The sequence below is a fragment of the Lysobacter yananisis genome (assembly GCF_031199375.1).
Classification (GTDB): Bacteria; Pseudomonadota; Gammaproteobacteria; order Xanthomonadales; family Xanthomonadaceae; genus Lysobacter; species Lysobacter yananisis.
The window spans coordinates 4,064,530-4,088,386 of record NZ_CP133568.1 but is presented as its reverse complement, the minus strand read 5'-3'; the positions used below and the strand labels follow the sequence as shown (position 1 = coordinate 4,088,386).

Annotated in this window: 18 protein-coding genes and 4 pseudogenes; 9 read left to right on the top strand and 13 right to left on the bottom strand. The window is 69.8% G+C overall.

Annotated features, from left to right (window positions below):
• Nucleotides 1-129 precede the first annotated feature (129 nt).
• Nucleotides 130-306, bottom strand: a pseudogene (locus RDV84_RS26755) (DUF6053 domain-containing protein); the annotation flags it as partial.
• On the opposite strand from RDV84_RS26755, the gene RDV84_RS26750 reads away from it, so the two are divergent.
• Nucleotides 233-394 (top strand): DUF6053 domain-containing protein, encoded by a 162-nt coding sequence (locus RDV84_RS26750; RefSeq protein ID WP_425606374.1) that lies wholly within the window; start codon nucleotides 233-235, stop codon nucleotides 392-394. The pseudogene RDV84_RS26755 and the gene RDV84_RS26750 sit on opposite strands and share 74 nt — an antisense overlap.
• On the opposite strand, the gene RDV84_RS17090 is transcribed toward RDV84_RS26750, so the two are convergent.
• Both RDV84_RS17090 and RDV84_RS26745 read right to left on the bottom strand, forming a co-directional pair.
• Entirely contained in the window at nucleotides 324-809 is a 486-nt protein-coding gene (locus RDV84_RS17090) for a glutathione peroxidase (protein ID WP_078999176.1), read from the bottom strand. The genes RDV84_RS26750 and RDV84_RS17090 overlap by 71 nt on opposite strands.
• Nucleotides 810-898: 89 nt before the next feature.
• Nucleotides 899-1,024 (bottom strand): annotated as a pseudogene (locus RDV84_RS26745) (DUF6053 domain-containing protein); the annotation flags it as partial.
• Here RDV84_RS26745 and RDV84_RS26740 point away from each other — a divergent pair.
• Nucleotides 966-1,151, top strand: a pseudogene (locus RDV84_RS26740) (DUF6053 domain-containing protein); the annotation flags it as partial. The pseudogenes RDV84_RS26745 and RDV84_RS26740 sit on opposite strands and share 59 nt — an antisense overlap.
• On the opposite strand, the gene RDV84_RS17085 reads toward RDV84_RS26740, so the two are convergent.
• The 3 genes from RDV84_RS17085 to RDV84_RS17075 all read right to left on the bottom strand — a co-directional run bounded on the left by RDV84_RS17085 (nucleotide 1,135) and on the right by RDV84_RS17075 (nucleotide 6,643).
• On the bottom strand, nucleotides 1,135-3,435 hold the full coding sequence (locus RDV84_RS17085; RefSeq protein ID WP_425606240.1) for a TonB-dependent receptor: 2,301 nt from the start codon (nucleotides 3,433-3,435) through the stop codon (nucleotides 1,135-1,137). The pseudogene RDV84_RS26740 and the gene RDV84_RS17085 sit on opposite strands and share 17 nt — an antisense overlap.
• A gap of 643 nt (nucleotides 3,436-4,078) precedes the next feature.
• Complete coding sequence (locus tag RDV84_RS17080) at nucleotides 4,079-6,151, bottom strand: amidohydrolase family protein (RefSeq protein ID WP_309151017.1); 2,073 nt, start codon at nucleotides 6,149-6,151, stop codon at nucleotides 4,079-4,081.
• Between the two features lie 78 nt (nucleotides 6,152-6,229).
• Complete coding sequence (locus RDV84_RS17075; RefSeq protein ID WP_250449820.1) at nucleotides 6,230-6,643, bottom strand: VOC family protein; 414 nt, start codon at nucleotides 6,641-6,643, stop codon at nucleotides 6,230-6,232.
• A gap of 191 nt (nucleotides 6,644-6,834) precedes the next feature.
• On the opposite strand from RDV84_RS17075, the gene RDV84_RS17070 reads away from it, so the two are divergent.
• The 5 genes from RDV84_RS17070 (at nucleotide 6,835) to RDV84_RS17050 (ending at nucleotide 16,206) form a co-directional block, all read left to right on the top strand.
• Nucleotides 6,835-9,048 carry a M3 family metallopeptidase gene (locus RDV84_RS17070; protein ID WP_309151016.1) on the top strand — a complete coding sequence of 738 codons (2,214 nt, stop codon included), beginning with the start codon at nucleotides 6,835-6,837 and terminating at the stop codon, nucleotides 9,046-9,048.
• Nucleotides 9,049-9,397: 349 nt separating this feature from the next.
• Nucleotides 9,398-10,165, top strand: a complete 768-nt coding sequence (locus RDV84_RS17065; protein ID WP_057948034.1) for a response regulator transcription factor — start codon at nucleotides 9,398-9,400, stop codon at nucleotides 10,163-10,165.
• A gap of 442 nt (nucleotides 10,166-10,607) precedes the next feature.
• Nucleotides 10,608-14,588 (top strand): YadA-like family protein, encoded by a 3,981-nt coding sequence (locus RDV84_RS17060; RefSeq protein WP_309151015.1) that lies wholly within the window; start codon nucleotides 10,608-10,610, stop codon nucleotides 14,586-14,588.
• A gap of 248 nt (nucleotides 14,589-14,836) precedes the next feature.
• Nucleotides 14,837-15,274 carry a hypothetical protein gene (locus tag RDV84_RS17055; RefSeq protein WP_057948036.1) on the top strand — a complete coding sequence of 146 codons (438 nt, stop codon included), beginning with the start codon at nucleotides 14,837-14,839 and terminating at the stop codon, nucleotides 15,272-15,274.
• 95 nt (nucleotides 15,275-15,369) lie between these two features.
• Entirely contained in the window at nucleotides 15,370-16,206 is an 837-nt protein-coding gene (locus tag RDV84_RS17050; protein ID WP_057948037.1) for an NAD-dependent protein deacetylase, read from the top strand.
• A gap of 124 nt (nucleotides 16,207-16,330) precedes the next feature.
• Here the strand turns inward: RDV84_RS17050 and RDV84_RS17045 are convergent, their stop codons facing one another.
• The 3 genes from RDV84_RS17045 to RDV84_RS17035 all read right to left on the bottom strand — a co-directional run bounded on the left by RDV84_RS17045 (nucleotide 16,331) and on the right by RDV84_RS17035 (nucleotide 18,779).
• A complete protein-coding gene (locus tag RDV84_RS17045; protein WP_078999211.1) occupies nucleotides 16,331-17,545 on the bottom strand; it encodes a glycerophosphodiester phosphodiesterase family protein in 1,215 nt (404 codons plus the stop codon).
• A 303-nt stretch (nucleotides 17,546-17,848) separates the two neighbouring features.
• Complete coding sequence (locus RDV84_RS17040; RefSeq protein WP_309151014.1) at nucleotides 17,849-18,163, bottom strand: hypothetical protein; 315 nt, start codon at nucleotides 18,161-18,163, stop codon at nucleotides 17,849-17,851.
• 310 nt (nucleotides 18,164-18,473) lie between these two features.
• Nucleotides 18,474-18,779 carry a hypothetical protein gene (locus RDV84_RS17035; RefSeq protein WP_078999158.1) on the bottom strand — a complete coding sequence of 102 codons (306 nt, stop codon included), beginning with the start codon at nucleotides 18,777-18,779 and terminating at the stop codon, nucleotides 18,474-18,476.
• A 217-nt stretch (nucleotides 18,780-18,996) separates the two neighbouring features.
• On the opposite strand from RDV84_RS17035, the gene RDV84_RS17030 reads away from it, so the two are divergent.
• Nucleotides 18,997-20,433, top strand: a complete 1,437-nt coding sequence (locus tag RDV84_RS17030) for an amino acid permease (protein WP_309151013.1) — start codon at nucleotides 18,997-18,999, stop codon at nucleotides 20,431-20,433.
• Between the two features lie 75 nt (nucleotides 20,434-20,508).
• Here RDV84_RS17030 and cfa read toward each other — a convergent pair whose 3' ends face one another.
• A complete protein-coding gene (gene cfa, locus RDV84_RS17025; protein WP_309151012.1) occupies nucleotides 20,509-21,654 on the bottom strand; it encodes a cyclopropane fatty acyl phospholipid synthase in 1,146 nt (381 codons plus the stop codon).
• Nucleotides 21,655-21,843: 189 nt separating this feature from the next.
• Between cfa and RDV84_RS26735 the strand changes: the two are divergent.
• Nucleotides 21,844-21,948, top strand: a pseudogene (locus RDV84_RS26735) (DUF6053 domain-containing protein); the annotation flags it as partial.
• On the opposite strand, the gene RDV84_RS26730 reads toward RDV84_RS26735, so the two are convergent.
• From RDV84_RS26730 to RDV84_RS17010, 3 genes are all read right to left on the bottom strand, one after another.
• Nucleotides 21,933-21,983, bottom strand: a complete 51-nt coding sequence (locus RDV84_RS26730; protein ID WP_425608218.1) for a DUF6053 domain-containing protein — start codon at nucleotides 21,981-21,983, stop codon at nucleotides 21,933-21,935. The pseudogene RDV84_RS26735 and the gene RDV84_RS26730 overlap by 16 nt on opposite strands.
• A gap of 48 nt (nucleotides 21,984-22,031) precedes the next feature.
• Nucleotides 22,032-22,871, bottom strand: coding sequence for a DUF3298 and DUF4163 domain-containing protein (locus tag RDV84_RS17015; RefSeq protein ID WP_057948044.1), 840 nt, complete (start codon nucleotides 22,869-22,871; stop codon nucleotides 22,032-22,034).
• A 132-nt stretch (nucleotides 22,872-23,003) separates the two neighbouring features.
• On the bottom strand, nucleotides 23,004-23,717 hold the full coding sequence (locus RDV84_RS17010) for a pseudouridine synthase (protein ID WP_078999146.1): 714 nt from the start codon (nucleotides 23,715-23,717) through the stop codon (nucleotides 23,004-23,006).
• Nucleotides 23,718-23,857: the final 140 nt, after the last annotated feature.

The following is a 23,857-nucleotide window of genomic DNA, read 5'->3' as shown; positions in this document are numbered from 1 at the left end:
CGCCTGGCCGCCGTCATGCCCGCGGAGGCGGGCATCCCGGGTTTTACCGAAGCATGACGCTGAAGTCTGTGGATCCCCGCTTTCGCGGGGATGACGGTTTGGCGGAGTCGCGACGAAACCCACCTGCCGTCATGCCCGCGAAAGCGGGCATCCAGGGCGTCGTCCAGGCATCTCGCTGAAGTCGCTGGATCCCCGACTTCGCGGGGATGGCGGTTTGCAGCAGGCGCCAGCTCTGGCGGGAGGGCCTTCAGGCCCGCCGCTCTCGTTTCGGATCGCGGCGATCGGCAACAAAAGCGTCGGGTCTGAAGCCCGTCCCACAGGCGTCAAGCCGCCAGCGCTTTCTCGATGTCCGCCGCGATCGACTCGGGCTTGTCGGTCGGCGCATAGCGCTTGAGCACGCGGCCGTCGCGGCCGACCAGGAACTTGGTGAAGTTCCACTTGATCGCGTCGATGCCGAGGAAGCCGCCCTTCTCGTCCTTGAGCCACTTCCACAGCGGGTGCGCCTTGTCGCCGTTGACGTCGACCTTGCTGTACATCGGGAAGCTCACGTCGTAGGTCAGCGCGCAGAATTCCTTGATCTCGGCCTCGTCGCCCGGCTCCTGGTGGCCGAACTGGTCGCAGGGGAAGCCGAGCACGTCGAAGCCGCGGCTCTGGTAGTCGCGCTGCAGCTTTTCCAGGCCGGTGTACTGCGGGGTGAAACCGCACTTGGAGGCGACGTTGACGATCAGCAGCACCTTGCCGCGGTAACGGTCGAGCGACTGGTCGCGGCCGTCGATGTCGACGGCGGAGAAATCGTAGGCGATGGTCATGGCGAAGCTCGCGCTCGCTGGGGAGGTGGCGCAACGATAGCGCGTCGGCGCGGGCTTCGCCCGGCGCGGCGCGCGGACGGCCACTGCGGTCACGGTTCGCTTCGGTGACGGCAGTCGGCTCCCGCAGGACCGTTGCGGGCTCTTGTGGGAGGGCCTTCAGGCCCGATGCTCTTGTGCCAGATCGCGGCGATCCGAGCGAAAGGCATCGGGCCTGAAGGCCCTCCCACAAGAGCGGAGCCGGGCCTCGCGGATACCGTCCCCGCAAAAAAAACGGCCCGCCGAAGCGGGCCGTTCGATGCGATCGCTCGCGGACGCCGGGACGCGGTCAGAACTGCGCCTTGAACTCCACGCCGACGATGCGCGGGTCGTTGACGAAACCGACCAGGTTGTTGAAGTCGATGCCGCCGACCGCGCGCACATCGTCGAGGATGTTGCGCCCGTACACGGCCACGTCGTAGCGGCCGTTGTCCCACATGTAGCCCACGCGCAGGCCGCCTTCGGTCAGCGACTTGCCGCGGAACTCGCGCGCCTCGTACAGGAAGAAGTTCACTTCGCTGCGGTAGGCCCAGTCGGTGAACACGTAGAACTCGTTGCCGTTGGCCAGCGGCACGCTGTAGCGCGCGGTCAGGTTGTAGACCCACTTGGGCGCCTGCGGCAGCGGGTTGCCGTCGATCGCCGCGAGTGTCTGGCCGTTGCGCACCACCAGCGGATCGGTGACGGTGCAGCCGCCGCCGCACGGGGCCACGAACAGGTTGGCGTCCTTGATCTCGGTGTCGTTGTAGCTGGCGCCGAAGGTCACCATCAGGTTGTCGGTCACGTAGGCGTCGAAGTCGACTTCCACGCCCTGGCCGACGGTCTTGTCGGCGTTGAGCAGGATGGTCTGGTTGAGCGCGCCGCCGACGGCGTTGATCTGCTGGTTGTCGACGTTGTAGCGGAACAGCGCCACGCCCAGGCGCGCGCGCTTGTCGAACAGGTCGGCCTTGATGCCGGCCTCGTACGAAATCACCTTCTCCGCGTCGGCCACCGAGGGCTGCGGCGGGGTCTGGAACAGCAGGCGGCCCTGGATGCTCGGCGCGCGGAAGCCCTTGGCGACGCGGGCGTAGAGGTTGATCTCGTCGGTCGCCTGGAACACGCCGCTGACGTCCCAGCTGACGTCGTCGACGTCGGTCTTGACCTTGAACGGACCCGACACCGGCGCGCCGAACGGCGCGCTCTGCAGCACGCTGGCGGCGAAGTCCTTCTCGTCCTGGGTGTAGCGCAGGCCGCCGCGCAGCTTGAAGCGGTCGGTGACCGCGTACTCGACCGAGCCGAACGCCGCCCAGGCCTTGTTGCGCTGCTTCTGCTGGGCGTGGCCGGCCTGGATGCCGCCGGCGAGGGTGTCGTAGTTGAGGCTGTCGACGGTGATGTCTTCGTCGAAATAGAACAGGCCGGCCTGCCAGTTGAACGGGCCGCTGTAATTGGATTCCAGGCGGAATTCCTGGGTCCACTGGCGGTGGTCGGGCAAGCCGTCGGCCGATTCGGCGGTGAACGGAATGCCGGCCGGGGTGCTGCCGCCGGGCAGGAACGCCGCGCCGATGCCGCCGTCGATGTCGCCGCGGCTCAGCGATTCGGCCGACTCGTAGCCGGTGATCGAATACAGGGTCAGTTCGTTCGACAGGTCCCAGCTCAGCTTGGCGCTGGCGCCGTGGGTCTTGAGGTTCTGGAAGTTGCGCCCGTCGATGCCGACCTTGTCGACGTCGAAACCGTCGAACAGATCGTTGGTGCCCTTCTTGAACAGCATCGCGCGGAACAGGCGCGCGGTGCCGTTGAGGCGGCGCGCGTGCACGTTGAACAGCGCGTGGAAGGTGTCGCTGCCGTCGTACTGCAGCTGCAGGCGCAGCGCGGACTCGTCGTAGCCCTCCAGCTTGCGGTCGGGGCCGTTGGGATTGGTGTTGTCGACCCAGTCGTCGCGGCGCTGGTACATCGCCGAGGCGCGGCCGGACCAGTTCTCGCTCAGCGGGCCGCTGATCGCGCCTTCGAAGTTGGTGGTGCCGTAGGTGCCGTAGGAGATCTGGCCGTAGCCGGTCAGCTCGCGGGTCGGCTTGGCCGATTCGAACTTGACCACGCCGGCCGGGGTGTTGCGGCCGAACAGCGTGCCCTGCGGGCCGCGCAGCAGTTCGACGTTCTCCAGGTCGAACACCGGGAAGCCCTTGAGCAGCGGGTTCTCGAGCACGATGTCGTCGTACACCAGCGACACCGGCTGCGACGCGTTCAAGTCGAAGTCGGTGTTGCCCAGGCCGCGGATGTAGAAACGCGGGAACGCACGGCCGAACGAGGATTCGATGTTGAGGCTGGGCAGGCGGCCGGACAGGAAGCGGATGTCGCCGCCGCCGGAGCCGAGCACGTGCAGCTTCTCGCGATCGACGGTGGTCAGCGCGACCGGGACGTCCTTGGCGCGCTCGACCTTGCGCTGGGCGGTCACCATCAGCGCGTCGAGGGTCTTGGCCTCGCCTTCGGCCGGCGCCGCGGCGGCGGGCTGGGCGTCCTGGGCGAAGGCGACGGAGGAGGCGAAGGTCAGGCCGACGGCGAGCGCGAGCTTGTGGCTGCGCAGGGTACGGCGGCGGAGAGCACCAAGGTGCTTGGGCATGGTCGGGTTTCTCGGTGGACGGCGCATGGGGCGCCAGTGCTTGGGAAACCGCCGCGACGTCGCTCCCTGGCTTCGGGGGATGGGACGCGAGCGCTGGACGGCGAAGGTCGATCGGACCGCCCCTTGGCGGTCGTGACGCGGATCGGCCCGCGCCGTGGTCGGCTCATTGACGGCGCGAATGTTACCAAATCATTAAAGAGCCTGTGCTCGAACGGGCGGAGGGCGATGAAAAGCCGAGCCGGATCAGCGACTTGCGGGGGCGAAGACAACGCGAAAGGCAAAATGGATTCCGGCTTTCGCCGGAATGACGGCGTGGCAGCGGCGACGGCTGCTGGCGTGGACCTGGCCGCGGGCTTGGCGATAGACCCAACCGCAGGCTTGGCCTTGGCCGCAGGCTTAAGCGCAGGCTTGGCTTAGACCTAGCCGCAGGTTTGGCTAAGGCCTAAGCGCAGGCTTCCCAGTGGACCCGCCGGCGGCGGGCAGCGCTAGCGCTGCCTCCTGCCTCCCACTTCCGTCATTCCGGCGAACGCCGGAACCCATTTTGATCTTGCTTGCAGCCGCGCGGCCGCCTGCCCCGCCGCGGCCCGGATCGGGCCGCGGGGAGCAAGCAAAGCGACGCTGTCGCCGCGCACGCCAACCGCGCTTACTTCGCCGCCGTCACCTTCGCCGCCGGCGCGAACGGCTTCACTCCCAGCTCGGCGTACACCTCGCTCGGGTAGTACGCGGTCTGCCCTTGCAGCACCAGCGAGATCTTGCGGATGTCGCCGATGTCGCGGGTCGGGTCGCCGTCGACCAGGATCAGGTCCGAGCGCTTGCCCGCGCTGACCGAGCCGCGGTCGCCGTCGACCCGCGCGACCTTGGCCGCGTCGCGCGTGGCCACCTGCAGCGCCTGCGCCGGAGTCAGGCCGGCGCGCACGTACAGCGCCAACTCGTGCTGCAGGGTGAAGCCGGGGACTTCGTCGGTGCCGGCCAGCAGCGGCACGCCGGCCTTGTAGGCGCGGCCGACGAACTCGACCAGCTTGTCGTAGGACTTGTTGTAACGCTGCCAGGTCGCGTCGTCGGGGATGTTCATCTCCGCCGCGCGGCGGCCGCGCTGCACGTCCGGCGGCAGGTGGGTGTCGACCGCGGTGAAGATCGGCGACAGCTCGCCCTCGCGCTGGTGCAGGAACTCGAAGGTCGCCAGGGTCGGGTCGATCGCGATCTTCTTGCTCGCCAGGGTCTGGATGAAGTCCTGCACCGGCTTGGAATCCAGGTCCAGGTCGGCGGTCTTCTCGGCGACGAGATAGAAGCGCTGCAGCGTGCGCGTGTCGGTCTTGTCGTCGACGAAGAAGTTCAGCATCAACTGGTTGATGTGCTGGATTTCGTCGAAGCCCTGGTCGACCACGTCCTGCGCGCGCAGGAACGCCGGCACGTGGCCGCTCACCCGCAGGCCCTTGCCGTGGGCGTAGGCGACGGTGTCGCGCAGCACCGCCTTGGGGAAGGAGTTGTAGATCTTGATCTGCGGGTAGCCGTGTTCGGAATACCAGTCCACCGCCTTCTTGGCTTCGTCGAGGTTCTTGATCACGAAGCCGTTGCGCGCGGAGTAGTCGCTCTCGCCCTCGATGAAGCCGGCCGGGACCACGTTCGGCGACATCAGCGTGCCGCCCTGGATCTCGCCGATCATCTGCTGCAGCGTCGCGTTGTCGTTGCCCATGTCGCGCACCGTGGTCACGCCGGCGGCGATGTTGAGCCCGCCGTCCCAGCGCGAGACGTGGCCGTGCATGTCGAACAACCCCGGCAGCAATGTCTTGCCCTTGCCGTCGACGGTGCGCGCGGCCTGCACGTCCTTGCCGGCCTTGCCGACCGAGACGATCCTGCCGTCGCGCACCAGCACGTCGGTCGGCGCGCCCAGCGCCGCCTTCTCGCTGTCGAACACGCGCACGTCGCGGATCAGCGTGGCGCCGGCGAAATCGTGGCCGAGCTTCTTGCGCAGGTCGACCAGCAGCTCGCCCTCGGCGGCCTTCTGCCGGGTTTCCAGGTCGTTGGCGTTGGCCTGCCAGCCGTCCTGGATCAACTGCAGGAAGCCCGGATAGATCAGCGCGAACACGCGCGGCTGCGCTTCGACCGTGGCCCAGACGAAGTTCGGAGTGAAGCCCTGGCCGGTCAGCGCCAGCAACTGCACGGTCTGGCGCTTGCCGTCGCTCGCGACGCTGGCCTCGCCGAGCTTGCGCGAGCTCAGGCTGCCGCCCGGCAGCAGCGGCAGCCGGCCGTCGCTGCGCTTGGCCAGCGCGCCCAGCGCCACCGACAGCCCGGCCGGGGCGCCGCCGAGCGGCGAATACAGCGCGGTGCCCGACACCGGCATCTCGCCCTGGTCGGACTTGGTCTTCCAGCGCACCCGGTCGCCGTCGCGCTGGAAGCTTTCTTCGACCTTGGCGCCGAAGGTCGAGGTGCCGGTCACCGAGTACGTGCGGTAGGTGCCGTCCTCGGCCAGGGTGTAGGTCTCTTTCAGCTCGGGGCCGCGGCCGTTGTCCTTGAACACGAACTCGACCGTGGTGGTGCCGTCGTCGGCGACCGACACCACTTGCTGGCCGGCCTGCTTGCCGCCGTCGACCAGGGCCAGGTAACGCGTGGTTTCGGCGGCCAGCGCGCTGGCGCTGAAGCTCAACAGCAGGCCCAGGGCCAGGCTGCGTGCGGCGATCGAGGTCGGACGGGGATTACGCGGGCGCACAAGGGTCATCGGCACGGACTCGGCTGAGTGTTGCGGTGGAAGATCGGGGAAGCAAACGGGAAAGCCGCGACGGACCGGCGCAGGCGCTCAGTCGTCCTGGCTGTGGGTGATCATCAGCACATAACCGTCCGGATCGCGCGAGCGGAACTCGCCGCGCGGTCGATAGAACGGATAGCCCATCGGGCCGGCTTCGAAGCCGGCGGCGCGCACGCGTTCGCGCATGCCGTCGACATCGTCGCAATAGACGTAGAACAGCACCGCCTGGACGCCGTCGTCGACCGGGCCGTCCGCGCGCACCAGCATCATCTGCGCGCCGGCGGGGCTTTGCATCCAGGCCCACACCGGCTCGTCGCCGCATTCGGGCACGCGGTGGACGTTGCCGACGGCGAAGCCGAGCAGTTCGTAGAACCCGATCGAGCGCGCCACGCTGGCGACGTGGATCATCGGCACGAACGCCTGCGCGACCGGCGCGCCCGCGCCGCCTTGCGATGACTGATTCATCCGCTGCTCCCGCGTGAAGTGCCCGGAGTGTAAACCGCGCCGGTCGGCGCCGGCCCGGGCGGTTGGTCATGCGCGATCTGCCGGTTCGCCCGCGCCGCGGCCCGCGCCGGCGCCGGTCTATGCCTTTCGTCATGGGCTGGCCCCGGGCCCATGGGGTAGGCTTCGGGGTTCCCTTTGACGAGGTTGAAGACATGAAGCACCCGCTCGCCGCAGCGCTGGCCGTGGCCCTGTTCGCCACCCTTCCCAGCCTGGCCCACAATGCCCAGGCCCAGGCCAAGACCGGAACCGCCGTGACCCAGACCGCCCCCAACGCCCAGCCGAGCGCCAACCCGTTCTTCCAAGCCAGCCCGCTGCCGCTGCACTACCCGCAGTTCGACAAGATCAAGGACGCCGACTTCGCGCCGGCCTTCGATCGCGGCATGGCCGACCAGCTCAAGGAAATCGCGGCGATCGCCGACAACCCCGAGCCGGCCAGCTTCGACAACACCATCCTGGCGATGGAGCGCTCGGGCCAGATCCTGACCCGCGCGATCTCGACCTTCTTCAACCTCACCGGCACCGACACCAACCCGACCCGCGAGAAGCTGCAGCAGACCTACGCGCCGAAGCTGTCGGCGCACCGCGACGCGATCTCGCTGAACCCGAAGCTGTTCGCGCGGATCAAGGACCTGTACGAGAAGCGCGCCTCGCTCGGCCTCGACCCCGAAAGCGTGCGCCTGATCGAGCGCTACTACTCCGACTTCGTCCGCTCCGGCGCCAACCTGACCGAAGCGCAGAAGACCAAGCTCAAGGCGATCAACGCCGAGCTGGCCGAGCTGGGCGCCAAGTTCAGCCAGAACGTGCTGGCCGAGGTCAAGGAATCGGCGATCGTCGTCGACACCAAGGAAGAGCTGGCCGGCCTGTCCGACGAGCGCATCGCCGCCGCCGCCGAAGCGGCCAAGGCGCGCGGCCTCAAGGACAAGTACCTGCTGACCCTGCTCAACACCACCGGCCAGCCGCCGGAAACCGACCTGACCAACCGCGCCCTGCGCGAGAAGCTGCACAAGGCCTCGGTGATCCGCGGCAGCCGCGGCAACCAGTACGACAACACCGCCATCGTCTCCAAGGTGGTGGGCCTGCGCGCCGAGCGCGCCAAGATGATGGGCTACCCGAACTACGCGGCCTACGTGCTGGAAGACGAGACCGCCAAGTCGCCCGAGGCGGTCAACAAGATGCTCGGCCAGCTCGCCCCGGCCGCGGTCGCCAACGCCAAGCGCGAAGCCGCCGACCTGCAGGCGATGATCGACAAGGAACAGGCCGCCAAGGGCGAGAAGAGCTTCCAGCTCGAGCCGTGGGACTGGGCGTTCTACGCCGAGAAGGTGCGCAAGGAGAAGTTCGCGTTCGACGAAGCCGAGCTCAAGCCCTACTTCGAGATGAAGAACGTGCTGGAGAACGGCGTGTTCTACGCCGCCGGCCAGCTCTACGGGCTGAAGTTCAAGCAGCGCACCGACCTGCCGCTGTACCACGCCGACACCAGCGTCTACGACGTGTACGACGCCAACGGCAAGCAGCTGGCGATCTTCATCGCCGACATGTACGCGCGCGATTCCAAGCGCGGCGGCGCGTGGATGAACTCCTACGTGGAGCAGTCCGAGCTGTTCGGCACCCTGCCGATCGTGGCAAACCACCTCAACATCCCCAAGCCGCCGGCCGGCAAGCCGACGCTGATGACCTGGGACGAGGTCACCACCATGTTCCATGAGTTCGGCCATGCCCTGCACGGCATGTTCTCGGACGTGAAGTACCCCTACTTCTCCGGCACCAGCGTGCCGCGCGACTTCGTCGAGTTCCCCTCGCAGGTCAACGAGATGTGGGCCGACTGGCCGTCGGTGCTGGCCAACTACGCCAAGCACTACCAGAGCGGCCAGCCGATGCCGAAGGAACTGCTCGACAAGGTGCTGGCGGCGTCGAAGTTCAACCAGGGCTTCACCACCACCGAGTACCTCGGCGCGGCGATGCTGGACCAGAACTACCACCAGATCGGCGACGTGTCGCAGGTGCCGGCGCCGAAGGACGTGATGGCGTTCGAGACCGCCTCGCTGAAGAAGGACGGCATCTACTACCCGCCGGTGCCGCCGCGCTACCGCACCCCGTACTTCAGCCACATCATGGGCGGCTACGCGGCCGGCTACTACGCCTACATCTGGTCGGAAGTGCTCGACGCCAACACCGTGGAATGGATCAGGCAGCACGGCGGCCTGACCCGCGAAAACGGCGACCGTTTCCGCGCCACCCTGCTCTCGCGCGGCGGCAGCAAGGACGCGCTGCAGCTGTTCCGCGACTTCGCCGGCCACGAGCCGAAGATCCAGCCGCTGCTGGAACGCCGCGGCTTGACCGCGCCGGCGCCGGCCAAGCCGGCCAAGTAAGCCGGGCGGCGGTCGTCTCTCCGGGCCGGCATGAGGCCGGCCTGGAGGACGCCCCGAAACCCACGCGACACCCGCCGGACCGGCCTTGCGCCGGCCCGGCGCAAGAAGGGCGGCGTACCGTGTCCGGTGCGCCGCCCTTCTTGCGTTGGAGCGCACATGGGCCACATTCAATGCGTTATCACGATCTAAATATTGAGCATTAATTGACTGTTTTTAGAGGACTTTTGGCGAATAAAGATTTATGTCACATTAGATTCCAATGGACCCCCACTAACCTGATATTGGATATCGACGGCACTGTTTCTACTTAAGAAAACAGCTTGAAGTTCGATCAACAGGGGACATCAGGATGGCCGCCATTTCAGCAGTCCACCCCGGCTCCGGCCTCAACGGCGCCGACCACCGCAACAGCCGCCGGGTCGCCGTGGTCGAGCGCGACCCGAACCTGCGCCAACAGATCCAGCATTCGCTGCTGACCCGCCAGTTCGCCGTGGTCGAGTGCGCCAACGCCACCGCGCTGTACCGCAACCTGCTGAGCGCGCCGTGCGACATCGCGGTGATCGCCAGCGACCTGCCCGACGACAATCCGCGCAACGTCGCCCTGCACCTTCGCCAGCATTCGGACATCGGCATCATCGTGCTCGACGCCGAAGCCGGTTACGGCGGCCCGTCCGACGGCTATCACGAGATCGCCGACGCCTGCTTCCGCAAGCCGGTCGACCTGGACGGACTGGCGACGGTGGTGACCGCCATGCACAGCCTGCAACACCACATGCGCGCGCTGCCCGCGCGCGCCGGCAGCGGCCAGGCCGAATGGGAACTGGCCCTGGACGGCTGGACCCTGCGCACGCCCGACGGCGCCAGCATCGACCTCAGCGCGCCCGAGCGCAGCGTATTGCTGCGCCTGGTCAACACCGGCGCCGGCGGCCACCCGGTCTCGCACGACAGCCTGATCGGCTCGCTGACCAACGACGTCTACGACTTCGACCCGCACCGGCTGGAGATGCTGATCTACCGCCTGCGCAAGAAGGTCGCGGTGATGAGCCCGCTGCCGTTGCCGCTGCGCGCGGTGCGCGGGATGGGCTACCTGTGCACGATCGTGCGCGCGAGCAACTGAGGCGCGCGCCATCGCGACGCGGAACGACGGCGGCTGCGGCCGCCGTCGCTGTTTCGGGCGTGCGGTGCGTTGGGGGCTCGCGGTCCTGCCTCGATGAAGCCCTGGATGCCCGCCTTCGCGGGCATGACGACAGGTGGGAGACGCAGCAACTCTTTCCCTGCGCGAAACAGCAGCCGACACCCGCGCAATCCCCACGCTCACGCACGCCCACCGCGCGACTGCCAACGTGATCACACGTGAGCCAGGGTGAAGCAGCATGAGTGCTTTGTCCGCGCGCGCTGCCTAGCCTGCAATCGCCGATGCGTCGTCCGCGCCAGCGAACCCGGACGACCGCGGCATCGGGGGATTCAGGACAACTTCGACGACGGCCGCGAGGCGGCCGCGCTGTGCGCCTGGCGCCTGCGATGCCGGTCGGCTTGCGCCGATTCCGACGGAGGCTGCCATGACCCTGCGCCAACTGCGCCACCCGCGTCACACCCGTGCCTTCCCCGCCACCCCCGCCACCCCCGACCGCCGCCGCGCCGCCGCGCTGCTGCGCGCCTCGCTGCTCGCCGGCTGCGTCGCCCTGGCCCTGCTCGCGCGTCCGGCCGCCGCGGCCGCACCGGGCGCGGCCGACGCCGAGGCGACGTCGGCACTGGGCGAATCCGCGCCGATGACCGGCGCCGAGGAATCCAGCGACAGCGCGCTGGCCGAAGCCGATCCGTTCGCCGCTCCCGCGCCGCTGCTGCCGCTGGTGTTCGACGGCGTCCCCAACCGCGACACCTGGCGTTCGGCCAGCGCCTTCGACGGCGGCATGGTCTCGCCGATGAGCATCATCGAGCCGCCGCCGGCGCTCAACAACACCCTGCCCGGCCTGCTCGGCTACCTGCAGAACTGGCTGCTCGGCAACGACTACCAGTCCTGCGGCCTGCTCGGCACCGGCTGCCTGACCATCGACCGCGCCAATTTCAACTACTCCTACCTGTCGCTGATCCTCAACCTGGTGCAGTTGCCGAACGCGGTCGACCTGGACGGCAACCAGCCCGCCAACCACCTCACCCTGATCGGCGCGGTGCACTCCGACAGCTACATCCAGTTCCAGGACAGCAACTACACCGGCAACAACAACAACGCCTCGTGCGTGGTGATCGGCGTGGCCTGCACCTGGCGCACCAACGCCGCGCAGAACAACCAGGTGCTGATCGGCGACGGCAGCTACGCCAACGGCTCCAACACCATCGTCATGGGCACCAACGCCCGCCACCAGCTGCCCACCATCAGCGCGGCCGCGGCCGGCTTCACCGGCGGACCGGACACCAACTACGCCGCGCGCCTCGGCAATTCGGTGGTGATCGGCGACAACAGCTTCGGCAACGCCAACCGCCAGACCATCCTCGGCTTCGGCGCGACCTCCACCCACGCCAACAGCGTGGCGCTCGGCGCGGGTTCCTCGACCGCGGTCGGCGCGCAGACCGGCTACGCCGCGTTCGGCCTGGCGGCGCCGCAGACCTCGTCCGGCGAAGTGTCGATCGGCGCGGCCGGCGCGACCCGCAAGCTCAGCAACGTCGCCGCCGGCAGCGTCGGCACCGACGCGGTCAACCTGGCCCAGTTGCAGGGCGCGCTGGCCACCGCCGCGAGCGATCCGTTCGCGGTCAAGTACGACGACGCCGGCGGTTCGCCGAACCTGCAGAGCGTCACCCTGCAGGGCGCCGGCGGCACCACCCTCGCCAACGTCCGCGCCGGCGCGGTCAACGCGGCCAGCACCCAGGCGATCAACGGCGCGCAGGCCTTCGCGATCAGCCAGTCCAACGCCCAGCGCCTGGGCGGCGGCGCCGCGGTCGCGGCCGACGGTACGGTGACCGCGCCGAACTACGTCATCGCCGGCAACGGCTACGCCAACGTCGGCGCCGCGCTGGCCGCGCTCGACGGCAATGCGCAGGCGCTGGACGCGTTCGCGGTGCAGTACGACGACGACGGCGCCGGCAACCCGGACTACGCCGCAATCACCCTGCGCGGGCCGGCCGGCACCGGCACCGTGCTCGGCAACCTCGCCGCCGGGCAGATCGCCGCGGGCAGTTTGCAGGCGGTCAACGGCGGCCAGGTGTTCGGCATCGGCACCGGCATCGCCAATCTCTTCGGCGCCGGCGCCGCGTTCAACGCCGGCGGGACCTTTACCGCGCCGAACTACGTGATCGGCGGCAACGCGTACAGCAACGTCGGCTCGGCGTTGGCCGCGCTCGACCTCGGCGCGCAAAATGCGGATGCGTTCGCAGTGCAGTACGACGACGACGGCGCCGGCAACCCGAACTACGCCGCGATCACCCTGCGCGGGCCGGCCGGCACCGGTACGACGCTCGGCAACGTCGCCGCCGGGCAGATCGCTGCCGCCAGTTTGCAGGCGATCAACGGCAGCCAACTGTTCAACCTCGGCACCGGCATCGCCGACATCTTCGGCGGCGGCGCGACATTCAATGCCGGCGGCACGTTCACCGCGCCGAACTACGTCATAGGCGGCAACGCCTACACCAACGTCGGCGCCGCGTTGAGCGCGCTCGACAGCAACCTCAGTAGCGGCAACGCCTTCGCCGTGCAGTACGACGACGACGGCGCCGGCAACCCCAACTACGCCGCGATCACCCTGCGCGGGCCGGCCGGCACCGGCACCGTCGTCGGCAACGTCGCCGCCGGCCAGATCGCCGCCAACAGTCTGCAGGCGATCAACGGCGGACAGCTCTTCAACCTCGGCACTGGCATCGCCAACATCTTCGGCGGCGGCGCCGCGTTCAATGCCGGCGGCACGTTCACCGCGCCGAACTACGTCATCGGCGGCAATGCCTACACCAATGTCGGCGCCGCGTTGAGCGCGCTCGACAACGGCCAGAGCGCCGGCAATGCCTTCGCGGTGCAGTACGACGACGACGGCGCCGGCAACCCGGACTACGCCGCGATCACCCTGCGCGGGCCGGCCGGCACCGGCACCGTGATCGACAACGTCGCTGCCGGACAGATCGCCGCCGCGAGCCTGCAGGCCGTCAACGGCGGGCAGCTGTTCGACCTCGGCAGCGGCGTCGCCGGCCTGTTCGGCGGCGGCGCGGCGTTCAACGCCGGCGGGGCCTTCACCGCGCCGAGCTACTCCATCGGCGGCACCGCGTACCACGACGTCGGCGCGGCGCTGAGCGCGCTCGACGGCAACCAGAGCGCCAGCAACGCGTTCGCGGTGCAGTACGACGACGACGGCAGCGGCAATCCCGACTACGCCGCGATCACCCTGCGCGGCCCGGCCGGCACCGGCACGGTGCTCGACAACCTCGCCGCCGGGCAGATCGCCGCCGGCAGCCTGCAGGCGGTCAACGGCGGGCAGATCCAGACGATGGGCGACTCCATCGCCGCTGTCTTCGGCGGCGGCTCGCTGTTCAACGCCGGCAGCTTCGGCGCGCCGAACTACACCGTGCAAGGCGCCGGCTACAGCAACATCGGCGCCGCCTTCGCCGCGGTCGACGCCAGCCTGACCAACCTCAACAACCGCATCGACAACCTGCCGCCGGCGACCACGCCCGATCCGCGCGTGGCCATCGACGGCACCGGCAACGCCTCGGTCGCGGCCGGTTCGCGCGGGGTCGCGGTCGGCGCCAGCGCCAGCGCCGGCGGCAACCGCGCCACCGCGATCGGCGGCGACAGCTACGCGGCCGGCGCCAACGACACCGCGGTCGGCGGCAACGCGCGAGTGAACGCCGACGGCAGCACCGCGGTCGGCGCGAACTCGAGCATCGCCGCCGGCGCGACCAACGCCGTCGCGGTCGGCGAAAGCGCCAGCGCGACCGCGTCCGGCGCGGTCGCGCTGGGCCAGGGCGCGGTCGCCGACCGCGCCGACAGCGTGTCGGTGGGCAACGCCAGCCAGCAGCGCCAGGTGGTCAACGTCGCCGCCGGCACCCAGGACAACGACGCGGTCAACCTCGCCCAGCTCAAGGCTTCGCAGTCCGGCACCGTGCGCTACGACGGCAATCCCGACGGCAGCGTCAACACCACCCAAGTCACGCTCAACAACGGCGGCGCGGCGGTGACCGTGCGCAACGTCCGCGCCGGCACTGCCAACACCGACGCGGTCAACGTGCAGCAACTCAACGACGGGGTGAACCGCGCGATCAACACCTCCAACCAGTACACCGACCACTGGGGCAACCAACTGCGCCGCGACATCGGCCAGCTCGACGACAAGGCCAGCGCCGGCGTCGCTTCGGCGATGGCGGTGGCCGGCCTGCCGCAGTCGTACATGCCGGGCAAGAGCATGGCGGCGATCGCCGCCAGCAGTTTCCGCGGCGAAAGCGGCTTCGCCGTCGGCATCTCCACCATCAGCGAGGACGGGCGCTACGTGTACAAGCTGTCGGGCAACAGCAACTCCAAGGGCGACGTCGGCGTGACCGTCGGCGCCGGCATCGTGTGGTGAGCGCGACGGCCGCAGGACGCGCGCCGTCGCCGCATCGCTGAGCATCACTGGGACCTCCCCCCGGCGACCCGCGAGCGCCCCGCGCGCGGGAAGCCAGGCCGCCCGGAGCGATCCGGGCGGCCTTTTTGTTTGGAATCAGGAATCAGGAGCCGCGGTTCAGCGGTCGCAGGCAAGCCCTGTGCGTTTGCAAAGCGACCGGGCTTGGCGTCTGCTACATCCGCCCCCCGAATCCCGAGCGCCGAGCCCGCATGTTCTACATCGGCCTGTCCGCACAGCCCCACCCCGACGCGGTCGCAGCGGCGTTCGCCGCGCACGCGCCGCAGGCACGGCTGCGCTGGGGCGAGTTCGACGACGACTGCGCCGGCGTGGTGTTCGTGCAGCTGCATCGCAACGCCAGCGAGTTTCCGTTCGCCCTGCACGCCACCAACCTGGCCGGCGGCGACGACTACGAGTTGGGCCTGGCGATCGCGCGCACGCTGTCGCTGGCGCTGGATTGCCGCAGCGTCTGCGACGGCACCCGCCACGGGCCCACCCAGGCGCCGGGCTGGTGCGTGGTCTGGGACCGCGGCCAGGCCTATCTGGGCGACGACTACCACAGCCGGTTCTACGACGACTCGCCGGACCTGAGCGCGGACGAACGCGCGCAGCTCGGGCCGATCCGGATCCTGCATCGGCTCGAACTCTAGGCCGGCGCGTCCCGCACCGCCCGCGGACCGATCTTGGATTGGCCCCCGGCCGCACCCATTTCCTGCTCAGCCCACCGCCACGCCCCTGCCCGCGCATGACCGCCCAAGCCCCCGCCACCGACGATGCCGCCCAACGCCTGCGCGACTGGCTGCGCCCGCACCGCCGCGTGTTCGTGCTGACCGGCGCGGGCATCAGCACCGGTTCGGGCATTCCGCATTACCGCGACGAGAGCGGCGCCTGGCAGCGCAAGCCGCCGATCGATTTTCGCGCCTTCACCGGCGATGCCCGCGCGCGCTCGCGCTACTGGGCGCGCAGCTTCGTCGGCTGGCCCTCGTTCGACCGCGCCCAGCCCAACGCCGGCCACCGCGCGCTGGCGCGCTGGCAGCAGCGCGAGCCCGCGCATGCGCTCGTCACCCAGAACGTCGACGCGCTGCACAGCCGCGCCGGCAGCCTCGACGTGGTCGATCTGCACGGCCGCCTCGACGAAGTCGTCTGCCTGGACTGCGGCGCGCGCCGCCCGCGCGCGCAGCTGCAGGAGGAACTGGCGCAGCGCAATCCGGACTGGCGCGACCTCGACGCCGCCGCCCTGCCCGACGGCGACGCCGACCTGGAAGGGCTGGCGTTCGAACGCTTCCAAGTCCCGCCCTGCGCCGCCTGCGGCGGCCTGCTCAAGCCCGACGTGGTGTTCTTCGGCGAGAACGTGCCGCGCGCGCGCGTAGCCGCCGCGCAGCAGTCGCTGGCGCAGGCCGACGCGATGCTGGTGGTCGGCTCCTCGCTGATGGTCTATTCCGGCTTCCGCTTCGCCCGCGCCGCGCGCGAAGCCGGGCTGCCGCTGGCGCTGCTCAACCGCGGCGTGACCCGCGCCGACGCCATCGCGACCTTGAAGCTGGAAGCCGACTGCGGCGAAACGCTCGATGCCGCCCTGGCGTAGCCGCGGCCACTTCCTGTAGGAGCGGCGCAAGCCGCGACCGCGGCAACGCAACCGCGGCGCAAGTTCCGGCGTAGTTGGTTTGTCGCGGTCGCGGCTTGCGCCGCTCCTGCAGGGGCTTACCGCTTTACTTCGCGATCGGGGCGATCTTGCTCTGTTCCAGGAACAGGTTGCGCGCGGCCACGCCGATGTCGGGGTTGTCGATGAAGAAGCCCTGCACGCCCAACCCGTATAGCTGCAGCGCTTCGCCGAGCGCGCTCTGGTCGATGCCGTTGGCGGTCTGGGTCAGGAACGGCTCCTCGGCGCGCACGGTGTAAGGATGCACCTGCAGGCCCAGCGCCAGCGCGCGCGCGAGCACGGGGTGGACGATCCCGGTGTTGCGCGTGGCCAGCAGCGCATGGCCGTCGCCGTCGGCGTCGCGCTTGGCCGGCAACGGCGCGCGCTCGATCAGGCTGGCCTTGTACGGGCCCAGGCCGGACGCGTAGTGCGCCTGCATCCAGCGCAGCGCCGCCGGTTCGGTCAGCGCGCCGTAGCGGGCCGCGGCCAGGCCGCCGGGGATGGCCTGGGCGAGGTCGCCGTAGATGCGCGCCAGATCCGCGCCGCTGCGCCGGTTGTAGACGATGTCGTACGGCGTGTCGCGCTCGAAATCGCCGTACAGCTGCACCAGCGGCAGGTCGATCCCGGCCTTGGGCAGGATGCGCTGCTTGAGCTCGATCAGGTTGCCGACCTCGAAGCTCTGGATATAGACCCGACGCGGATCGGTGAAGCCCTCGGCGACCAGGGTGTCGACCAGCTTCTGGCCGAGCGAGATCCCGATCCGGCTGCCGTCCAGGTGCCGGCCCTCGCTGGCGAACCAGGTCGGGTGCTTGGTTTCCGGATAGATGCCGACGACCCGGCCGTCGCGGCTCTCCTGCTTCGCCAGCGCGATCACTTCCTTCAGCGTCGCGATCGGGAACTGGCCGTCGTAACGGGTGTTGCCGGGACGCACCTGCGGGATGCGCTCCTTGGCCCGCAGGGTCTTGAGTTCGGCGAGGGTGAAGTCCTCGGTGAACCAGCCGGTCAGCGACTCGCCGTCGATGGTCTTGGTGGTCTTGCGGTCGGCGAATTCGGGATGCGCGGCGACATCGGTGGTGCCGGAGATTTCGTTCTCGTGGCGCACCACCAGTTCGCCGTCGCGGGTGGCGACCAGATCCGGCTCGATGAAGTCCGCGCCCTGGGCGATCGCCAGCCGGTAGGCCTCCAGGGTGTGCTCGGGGCGGTAGCCGCTGGCGCCGCGGTGGGCGATCACGATCAGGCCCTGCTGGCCCGGCGCGGCGGAGGTCGGAGGCGAAGCGTGGGGCATGGACGGCTTCCGTTCGGGCGCGGCGGCGCCGGCGGCGGCGGCGAACAACAGCAGCGCGAGCGCGGCCAGCGGGCGGCGCGGGAGGTTCGGGTGCGGCATCGGGGGAATCCTAGATCGTACGCAAGCGGGATGCACGGCCACGCGGCCGTGGCCCCAGCCTGCCGGACGCCGATGACAGCCGTTGGGGCGGTCGCTCGCGGCCGCGGCCGCGAGGCCAGCGCGCGCGGGCCCGCTTGGAGCGTGCGGCGGGCGCAGCCGACGCGCGCCGCTTGCGCGCAGCAGGACGGGCTCACCCGACCCGCCTCACTGCGCCGGCAGACGCAGCTCGAACGCCGATCCCGGCGCGGCCGGCGCCCAGCCCGCTTCAAGGCCTAGCCGAATCGCCGCGGCCACTTGCGCCGGCGCGATCGTGGTTACCGGCTCGCCGAGCCAATGGTCCGGCCGCGCCGCGGCCGCGACGACGTGCAGGATCTGGCCCTCGCCGGCCCCGACCTGCTGCACCGCGAACGTCAGCGCCGCGCCCAGGCCCTGGGCGTAGGTCGGCCGCGGCCGGACCGCCCAGCGGTACGCCTGTCCGTCGACGACGATGCGGCGGCTGCCCTTGCTTGCGATGGCCATGCGCGGCGCGGCCTCCTGCCGGCGCGGGGGAAGCGCACAGCCTAGGAGCTGCCGGCGCCGCGGCCAAGAGCAGCGCGAGAGCAGCTCGAACACAGCGCAAGAGCGGCGCGGTCGCCGCCGGCGGCGCTGCCGTCCGGCCAGACGCGTCGCGCGCGGCCCGGCCAGGCTACGTGCCGGCCTTCCACCGCCGCCCGGCCCGTCCGCTGGCCTGCGAGCGCAAACCCATCCTTGCGCGCAAACAGCCGCGAACGCCGCGCGGGGCGGCGGACCGGCCACCCGCCCGCCGCCCCGCGCCGACGCCCCTGCAAGCTCAGTGGCTGGCCGCGCCGACCGCGACGATGGTCACCTTGCCGTCGTCCACGGTCATGAAGATCCGGTCCGGCTCGCGCTTGCCGCCCGGATAGATCTCGATCATGTCGTGGCTGCTCTTGACCTTCTGCGCCACGATCGGCGCGTCGGCGAGCAACCCCAGCCACTGGTTGACCTGGTCGCCGTCGACCGGCTCGGTCATCCCGGCCAGGGTCGAGACGGTCTGCAACACCGCCTGGGCCTGTTCGGGGTCGGCGAGCTTCTGGATCTTCTTCGGGTTGACGTCGTTCTGGTACTCGTACGGCATGCGGGCACTCCTGGCGGCGCGCGATCGGCGACCGCCGCGCGACGGCGGCGGCGGGGTCCGGCGCCGCCCACGGCGGACGCCTCGATTGCGATAACGACCGGCCGGCCGCGGCGTGAACCCCGCCGCCGCGCCGCCGCGCCGGCCGACCATGCGCCGGCGTCCGCCGCCGGCCCGCGCAGCCGCTATGATTCGGCGGTCATTCGTATCGGAGCGCTCGATGAGCCTGGTCGCCAAGATCCTGCGGCACAAGTCGGTGGAACAACTGCAGGCGGAGGCCGGCAAGCGCTCGGACTTCCGCCGCGTGCTCGGGCTCTGGCAGCTCACCGCCATCGGCATCGGCGGCATCATCGGCGTCGGCGTGTTCGTGCTCGCCGGCCACGAGGCCGCCACCAACGCCGGCCCCGCAGTCGCCCTGGCCTTCCTGATCGCCGGCATCGCCAGCGCCGCCGCGGCGCTGTGCTACGCCGAGTTCGCCGGCATGATCCCGGTCACCGGCAGCGCCTACACCTACAGCTACGCCACCCTCGGCGAGTTGGCGGCGTGGCTGATCGGCTGGGACCTGCTGCTGGAATACGCGCTGATCGTGGCGGTGGTGGCGATCGGCTGGTCCGGCTATGTGCAGGTGCTGCTGGAAGGCGCCGGCATCCACCTGCCGGTGTGGGCGCAGGGCGCCTACGGCACCGGCGAGGGCCGGGTGTTCAACGTCATCGCCGCCGCGGTCACCCTCGCGGTCTCGGCGCTGCTGGTGTTCCGCACCGAATGGGGCGCGCGCTTCAACACCCTGATCGTGGCGATCAAGGTGCTGGCGGTGGTGCTGGTGATCGGCGTGGGCGTGTTCTACATCAACACCGCCAACTGGGTGCCGTTCATTCCCGAGCGCATCGTCGGCGAAGACGGCGTCGGCCATTTCGGCTGGAAGGGCGTCGGCACCGCCGCGGCGGTGGTGTTCTTCGCCGTGTTCGGCTACGACACCCTGACCACCGCGGCGGAGGAATCCAAGAACCCGCAGCGCGACCTGCCGCGCGCGGTGCTGCTGTCGCTGGGCGTGTCGATGGTGCTGTACCTGGCGGTGTCGCTGGTGCTGACCGGCATCGCCCACTACTCCACCCTCGGCGGCGACGCGCCGGTGTCGGACGCCTTCGCCGCGCTGGGCCTGCCGTGGATCGCCAAGGCGATCGCGTTCTCGGCCGTGGTCGGCATCGCCAGCGTGCTGTTCGCCTTCATGCTCGGCGCGGCGCGCATCTGGTTCTCGCTCTCGCGCGACGGCCTGCTGCCGGGCTGGTTCGCCAAGATCCACCCGAAGTACGGCACCCCGCACCGCCCCACCGTCGCGCTGGGCGTGTTCACCGCGCTGGTCGCCGGCTTCCTGCCGATCGGCGAGGTCGCCAAGCTGGTCAACATCGGCGTGCTCTCGGCCTTCATCATCATCTGCGCTTCGGTGTGGGTGCTGCGCGTGCGCAAGCCGCACCTGGAACGCAGCTTCCGCACCCCGCTGGTGCCGCTGATCCCGATCGTCGGCATCGCCTTCTCGATCTGGCTGCTGGCCGAGCTGGCGGCGATCACCTGGCTGATCTTCCTGATCTGGGTGTCGCTGGGGCTGCTGGTGTATTTCGCCTACGGCATCCGCCATTCGAAGCTGGCGCAGGAACAGTAGCCAGGAGTGAGCGCAGAGGAGCGAGGAATGAGCGAAAGCCGCTTTCGCTCACTCCTCTTCGCTATTTTCTCGCGTTCAACGCGGCGCGACGTACCCACCGGGCACCCCGTCCGGCGACAGCACCAACTGCCACAGCTGCGCATGCCGGGTGCGGAAGGTCGCCATCGACGCGGCCAGGTAGAACCGCCACATCCGCCGGAAGCGTTCGTCGTAGCGCGCATCGAGCCGGTCCCAGGCGGCTTCGACGTTGTCGCGCCAGGCCTGCAGGGTCAGGTCGTAGTCGGCGCCGAAGTTATGCCAGTCCTCGATCACGAAGCGGTCTTCGGCGTGCTCGGCGATCTGCCGCGCCGAGGGCAGCATCGAGTTGGGGAAGATGTACTTGGCGATCCACGGGTCGGTGTGGCTCACCGACTTGTTGCCGCCGATGCTGTGCAGCAGGAACAGGCCGCCGTCGTCGCTGGCGCGGTCCAGGCAGCGCCGGGCGACGTCGAAATACGCGGCGTAGTTCTTGACCCCGACGTGCTCGAACATGCCCAGCGAGAAGATCCGGTCGAAGCGCTGGTCCAGGTCGCGGTAGTCCTGCAGGCGGATCTCCACCGGCAGCCCACGGCACAGCTCGCGCGCGAACTCGGCCTGCTCGTGCGAGACGGTCACGCCGACGCCGACGATGCCGTAGCGCTCGGCGGCGAACTTCAGCGCCTCGCCCCAGCCGCAGCCGATGTCGAGCACGCGCATGCCGGGCTTGAGCCGCAGCTTGCGGCAGACCAAGTCCAGCTTCGCTTCCTGGGCCGAGTCCAGGTCGTGCAGCGCCTGCCCGTTGCGATCGCGCCAATAGCCGCAGCTGTAGACCAGCCGCTTGCCGAGCATCGCGCGGTACAGATCGTTGCCCAGGTCGTAGTGGCGTTCGCCGACGGTGAAGCTGCGGCGGTGGCTCTGCAGGTTGATCAGGTGCGCGCGCAGGCCGTCGAGGATCGCCGCCCAGCCGTGCACCTGTTCGTCGATGTGCGCGCGCATCAGCCGTTCCAGCAAGCCGTCGAGCGACCGCGCATGCCAGGCGCCGTCCATGTAGGTCTCGCCCAGGCCGAGCGAGCCCTGCGCGATCACCCGCGAATAGAACGACTCGTCCTCGACCTGCAGGTCCCAGGGCCGGTCGCCGCCGACGCGCACGTCGGCCTGTTCCAGCAATCCTTCGACCCGTTTGTGCAGCGACGCAAGCGACATGGCGACCTCGTGCTCGGGGCGGGGGCGCCCGGAGGATGCTCGACCTGCTGATGTGGAGTGCGGACTCGGACGACGCGTCGTCGTGCGCCCGTCACGCTCGTCCTGAGACGGCTGGCGACCCGCTGCGGGCCGCCTGCGGCGCGTCCGTCGCGCCGCGGATCGACGATAGCAAAGCCGCGCCGGCGCGCGATGCCGATTCGGTCGCCTGCGGCGAACGCTGCGTTGCCGCAGCGATGCGGCTCTTCTGTGGGAGGGCCTTCAGGCCCGATGCTTTTCGCTCAGGTCGCGGCTATTTGGAACAAAAGCGTCGGGCCTGAAGGCCCTCCCACAAAAGCTCCCACGCGTCGCTCATGGGCCCGAAGGCCCTGCGCGGCGGCTCAGACGCCGCCGAGGAACAGCCCGCGATAGGCCGGGGCCAGATGCGGCAACAACACCGCGGCCGGCACTTCCACTGTCTGAGTGCCGTCCGAGTACGGGCCGACTTCGTACGGCGCGAACACGAACTTGAGCGCGCTGAGCTTGCCGTCGGCGCCGCGCACCGGCTCGAACATGGCGAAGTTGGCCGGGTCGGCGCCGGTGCCGTCGTCGATCATGCGGCCGCCGGTCTCGATCTGTTCGGCGCGTACCGCCGGAGCCAGGTCGTCGGCGTCGATGCGCTGCGACAACGCCGAGTGCAGCTGCTCGCGCACGTACTGCGAGACCGCGGCCCAGCCGCTCTTGTCCGGGATCAGCTCCTGCGCGGTCAGCAGCTTGTTCTGCCGCGGCAGCCAGACGAAGCGGGCGATCAGCGGCGCGGCGTGGGCGCCGCCGGTGTAGCTGCTGCCGTCGGCGGAGACCGCGACCAGCTCGGGCGTGTCGACCACGTCGTCGAAGGTCAGCGACAGCTCGTACGGCGAGGGGTTGTCCTTGGCGGTGCGGCCGTTGGCGGCGTCGATGAGTTCGGCGCGGGCGCCGTCGGCATAGCGCTTGAGCTCGCGCGCCAGGCCCGGGTACTTGGCCGCCTGGGTGGTGTAGGTGATGCCGACCACGTAGCCGGGCGTGGTCTCGACCACTTCCTTGAGCTCGACCGGCGCATCGGCGGCGTCGGCCACCGGCGCCGGCAACGCCGCGGTCGGCGCCGGCGCGGCCGACTGGCTGGTGGCGGGCGTGTCGGCTTCCTTCTTGCAGGCCGCCAGGGCCAGGGCCAACACGCAGACGGCGGCGGTGACGCGCTTCATGCAGCGATCCTTTTCGGGGCGTCCATGGGAGTTTCGCGCGACATTATCGCCCATGGCGTGACGCCTGCATCTAGGCCGCGGCGTCCTCGCGGCCGGCCGCGCCGCGCCGCGGCGCGCGCGTTTTCCCGGCGTTCACCACTGCGTGCGTTGCGGCAGCAGGCCTTGCAGTTCGGCGTCGGTGAGATTGCGCCATTGGCCGGGCTTGAGCCGGCCCAGCTTGACGTTGCCGATGCGCGCGCGCAGCAGCTGCTTGACCCGGAAGCCGAAGTGCGCGGCCATCAGCCGGATCTGCCGGTTCAGGCCCTGCACCAGCACGATGCGGAAACCGAAGCGGCCGAGCTTGCCGGTCTTGCACGGCAGCGTGGTCTGGCCGTGGATCGGCACGCCGCGGCCCATGCCGCGCAGGAATTCCGGGGTGACCTCGTGGTTCACCGCGACCAGGTATTCCTTTTCCAGCTTGTTCTCGGCGCGCAGGATCTCGTTGACGATGTCGCCGTTGCTGGTCAGCAGGATCAGCCCTTCCGAGTCCTTGTCCAGGCGGCCGATCGGGAAGATCCGGCGCTCGTGGCCGACGAAGTCGACGATGTTGTCCTTGACCCCGGACTCGGTGGTGCAGACCACGCCGACCGGCTTGTTGAGCGCGATATAGACGTGCTGGCGCTTGCCCTTGGCGGCGACGCGCACGCGCAGGACGTCGCCGTCGATGCGGACCTCGTCGCCCTCGCCCACTTCGCTGCCGACCCGGCCGCGCACGCCGTTGACGGTGACCCGGCCCTCGGCGATGAGGCGGTCGGCCTCGCGGCGGGAGCAGAAACCGGTGTCGCTGATGTGTTTGTTCAGGCGCATGGGCGAAGCATGCCGGAAAACCGGCCTGCGGAAGGCGTGGGGGGCGCGTAGGCTGGCACAGTCGCGCGGCGAAGGCGAGTGCGGCGGCGGAGGCGGGCCACGAACGGGGCCGCGGTGGCTGTGTTTTCAGGGGCCTCGGC